Genomic DNA, 4,221 nt, shown 5'->3' with positions numbered 1-4,221 from the left:
GCGTGTGTTGGGTCTCGTCAGTCATGCGGGCTGTCCTGCCGGGAGTGGAGATGGATCGATCCGGGTCGGCTCGAGGAGCGAGGACTCTACCGCCCTTGCCCCGTGCTGGTGCAGCCGGGGCGATGTTCACGCAACCCCGAAACCCGGAAGGCCGCCAGTTCGCCGGTTCGACCCATTGACGGCTGGCCGGGAGAACGGATAAAGTCGAAAGTTAGTCGAGACTAACTTTTACGAGAGGTAGGTCTGATGCAGATCAGCAGATGGGTAGGGCGGCCGTGGGGCGGGCAAGCGGCAAGTCGGACAGCGACTCATGTCCTGCGTCGAGGCGTTGTGGCGCTCTCGGCGCTGGTCGCTATGCTGGCCGTGCCGCTCGCCGGCCACGCGGGCGAGCGCCTGTCGGTGGTCGCGACCACCGGCATGATCGCCGATGCCGTGCGCGAGATCGGGGGCGAGGCGGTCGAGGTCAAGGGGCTGATGGGCCCGGGCATCGACCCGCACAGCTATCGCCAGACCCGCAGCGACATCGTCGCCATGACCCGCGCCGACCTGGTGCTCTGGCATGGCCTGTATCTCGAGGCGCAGATGGAGGAGTTCCTGCAGCGCCTCGCCAAGCGCCAGACCGTGGTCGCCGTGGCCGAGGGGCTCGACCGGGATCGCCTGCTCGGCCACGAGGACTACGACGACAAGCGCGACCCGCACGTCTGGATGGACCCGTCACTCTGGGCCGAGGTCGTCGCCACGGTGCGCGATGCGATGATCGAGGCGCGCCCCGATCTCGAGGCGACCTTCCGCGACCGGGCAGGCGATTACCTCGAGCGCGTCGAGCGACTCGCGCAGTGGGCCGACGAGGTGACTTCAAGCGTGCCCGCCGAGGCGCGCGTGCTGCTGACCGCGCACGATGCCTTCGCCTATTTCGGACGTGCCTACGACTTCGAGGTGATCGGCATCCAGGGTATCTCGACCGAATCGGAGGCGGGCCTGCGCCGCATCCGCGACCTGGTCGGCCTGCTGGTCGAGCGCGAGATCGGGGCGGTGTTCGTGGAAAGCTCGGTCTCGGAGCGAAACATCCGCGCCCTGGTGGAAGGGGCGGCCGCCCGTGGCCACGAGGTGCGCATTGCCGGTACCCTCTACTCGGACGCCATGGGCCCGAAGGGGACCTACGAGGGGACGTACATCGGCATGATCGACCACAACATCACCACCATCGTCCGCGCGCTCGGCGGGGAGGCGCCAGCCGACGGCATGCAGGGGCGTCTGACGGAGTCGGCGCGATGATCCGTGTACTGCAGAACGCGATGGGACACGCACCGATCGGTGATGCGCTCGATACCGTGTCGGACAAGCCGCTGGCGGTACGCGGCCTGACCGTGTCCTACGGCGACAAGCCGGCGGTGTTCTCGCTCGACATGACGGTCGAGGACGGCTCGATGACCGCGATCATCGGCCCGAACGGCGCGGGCAAGTCGACCACGCTCAAGGCGGTGCTGGGCATCGTGCCGCGACTGTCGGGGGTGGTGTCGGTCTACGGCCAGCCCCTGGCGCAAAGCCGGCGGCGCATCGCCTACGTCCCGCAGCGGGCCTCGGTCGACTGGGACTTTCCCACCCGCGTGATCGACGTGGTGCTCATGGGCCTGGCGCGTGAACTGGGGCTGCTCAAGCCGGTGCGTGATTCTCACCGCCGGCGGGCCTTCGATTGCCTCGATCGCGTCGGCATGCGCGACTTCGCCGATCGGCAGATCGGCCAGCTTTCCGGCGGCCAGCAGCAGCGGGTCTTCCTCGCGCGGGCGCTCGCCCAGGGGGCGGATCTCTACCTGCTCGACGAGCCGTTCGCCGGAGTCGATGCGGCCACCGAGCGGGCGATCATCGACGTGCTCAAGACGCTCAAGGCCGAGGGACGCACCGTGGTGGCCGTCCACCACGATCTGTCCACGGTGCGCGACTACTTCGATCACGTGATGATGATCAACGTGCACAAGGTCGCCGAAGGGCCGGTGGCCGAAGCGTTCACCGAGGACAACCTGCAGCGGGCCTACGGTGGCCGGCTGGCGGCGAATCTCATGGACCAGTTGCAACTGGGCGGTCACTGATGGGGGTGTCGATGCTGGTCGATGCCCTGACCCTGCAGCTGGGCTACAACGCCACGCTGGTGGCGATCGGCGCGGCGCTGCTCGGGGCCGCCGCCGGGGCGTCGGGCACCTTCCTGTTCCTGCGCAAGCGCGCGCTGGTCTCGGATGCGATCAGTCACTCGACGCTTCCGGGCGTGGGGCTGGCCTTTCTCGTGATGATTGCCTTCGGCGGAGACGGTCGGCACCTGATCGGTCTGCTGCTGGGCGCCTCGTTTACCGCGGCCCTTGGTTTGTGGGCGATGCACGCGCTCACGCGGCACACGCGTCTCGCCGAGGACGCCGCCATCGGGGCGGTGCTCTCGGTGTTCTTCGGTTTCGGCGTGGTGCTGCTGACCGTCATCCAGACCGTCTCGGTCGGCCGCCCGGCGGGTCTCGAGGACTTCCTGCTCGGGGCGACCGCGGGGATGCTCTACGAGGATGCCGTGCTGATCGCCGTGGCCGGGGCGCTGGCGGTGCTGGTGGTCTGGGCGCTTCGTCGGCCGATGACCCTGATTGCCTTCGACGCCGGCTTTGCCGCCGCCTCGGGGGTCAACGTCCGCCGGGTGGACCTGGCCATGATGGCCCTGGTGCTGGCCGTGACCATCATCGGGCTGAAGGTGGTCGGCCTGGTGCTGATCGTCGCGCTGCTGATCATCCCGCCGGTCACCGCCCGCTTCTGGAGCAATCGCAGCGATCGGGTGGTGGTGATCGCCGGGCTGTTCGGCGGGCTGTCCGGCTTTGTCGGCGCGGCGATCTCCGCCACCGCGCCCGCGCTGCCCACCGGACCGATCATCGTGCTGACCGCCTTCGTCCTGTTTGCCGTCTCGATGCTGTTTTCTCCCGGTCGCGGGGTGCTGGCCGCCTGGCTGCGCCACCGGCGCCAGCAGCGGCGCATCCACCTGCGTCAGGGCCTGCTGGCGATCGCCCAGGACCTGCCCATCTACGAGCGTTACACCCTCGAGCTGCTGGTGCAGGCCGGGCTTGCCCGGGCCGACGGCGTGCCCACCGAGCTGGGTCGTCGGCGCGCCGAGAAGGCCTGCCGGGACGAGTCTCGCTGGGCGGTCGCCCGGCGCATGCACTCGCACGAATCGGCCGTCTCGCGCTATGACGGCCTGTTGCCGATCGAGGACGTGCTGACGCGCGACGAGATCCGCGAGATCGACCGACAGATCGCCGATTCCGGCGGGGAGTGTGCCTGATGGGCGGCGAATTCGTCATGCTCTCGCTGGTGCCGATCCTGATCGGCGTGCTGGCCGCGATCGCCTGCGCGTTGCCGGGCAATTTCCTGGTCCTGCGCCGCCAGGCCCTGATCGGCGATGCCATCAGTCACGTCGTCCTGCCGGGCATCGTGGTCGGGTTTCTGCTCACCGGCACCGTCAGTTCCTGGGCGATGATGGCGGGAGCCGCCGGCGCGGCCGTGGTGTCCGTGGTGCTGATCGAGCTGATCCGCCGGTTGGGCCGCATCGAGCCCGGGGCGGCCATGGGCGTGGCCTTCACGGCGATGTTCGCCTTCGGCGTGCTGATGCTCGAGCAGTCGGATACCTCCTCGGTGCACCTGGACGTCCAGCACGCGCTCTACGGCAACCTGGAAAGCCTGATCTGGGTGGAGGCCGCCGGCTGGGGCTCGCTGTTCGACCCGGTCGCACTCGCTGGCATACCGCCAGAACTGCCGCGGATCGCCATCGTGGCGTTGCTGATGCTGGTGTTCACCGTGGTGTTCTGGCGCCCGCTGAAGATCTCCACCTTCGACGAGGGCTTCGCCCGGGTGCTGGGCATGCGCACCAACCTCATCGGTCTGGGGCTGGTGATCATGGCGGCGATCGCCGCGGTCGCCGCCTTCGATGCGGTCGGTTCGATCATCGTCATCGCCATGTTCATCTGCCCGCCGGCCGCGGCGCGGCTGATGACCAACCGTCTGGAGATCCAGGTGCTCTGGTCGCTGGCCTTCGCCGTCTTCTCGGCGGTGATGGGGTACGTGCTGGCGGGTTACGGGCCGCTGTTGCTTGGGGCGGATGATGCCGTCAGCGCCGCAGGCATGATCGCCACGGTCTCCGGCCTCGTGCTTGCACTTGCCGCCATCTACGGCCCCCACCGCAATCGATCCGGCGCGGCTTCC

The 4,221-nt window shown here is 68.7% G+C and carries 4 protein-coding genes; all 4 read left to right on the top strand.

What is annotated here, in order from left to right:
• Nucleotides 1-330: 330 nt before the first annotated feature.
• Nucleotides 331-1,275 carry a metal ABC transporter solute-binding protein, Zn/Mn family gene (locus ACLFRM_RS09085; protein WP_410755420.1) on the top strand — a complete coding sequence of 315 codons (945 nt, stop codon included), beginning with the start codon at nucleotides 331-333 and terminating at the stop codon, nucleotides 1,273-1,275.
• Complete coding sequence (locus tag ACLFRM_RS09080) at nucleotides 1,272-2,087, top strand: metal ABC transporter ATP-binding protein (protein WP_410755419.1); 816 nt, start codon at nucleotides 1,272-1,274, stop codon at nucleotides 2,085-2,087. Before ACLFRM_RS09085 ends, ACLFRM_RS09080 begins: the two co-directional genes overlap by 4 nt.
• Nucleotides 2,087-3,304 carry a metal ABC transporter permease gene (locus tag ACLFRM_RS09075; protein WP_410755418.1) on the top strand — a complete coding sequence of 406 codons (1,218 nt, stop codon included), beginning with the start codon at nucleotides 2,087-2,089 and terminating at the stop codon, nucleotides 3,302-3,304. Before ACLFRM_RS09080 ends, ACLFRM_RS09075 begins: the two co-directional genes overlap by 1 nt.
• Nucleotides 3,304-4,221: metal ABC transporter permease (locus tag ACLFRM_RS09070; RefSeq protein ID WP_410755417.1), on the top strand; the 918-nt coding region annotated here is incomplete at its 3' end. The genes ACLFRM_RS09075 and ACLFRM_RS09070, both read left to right, overlap by 1 nt.

Origin of the sequence: Guyparkeria sp. (assembly GCF_046540515.1) — a bacterium.
Taxonomy (GTDB): Bacteria; Pseudomonadota; Gammaproteobacteria; order Halothiobacillales; family Halothiobacillaceae; genus Guyparkeria.
This window is presented reverse-complemented; position numbering and strand designations above follow the sequence as displayed.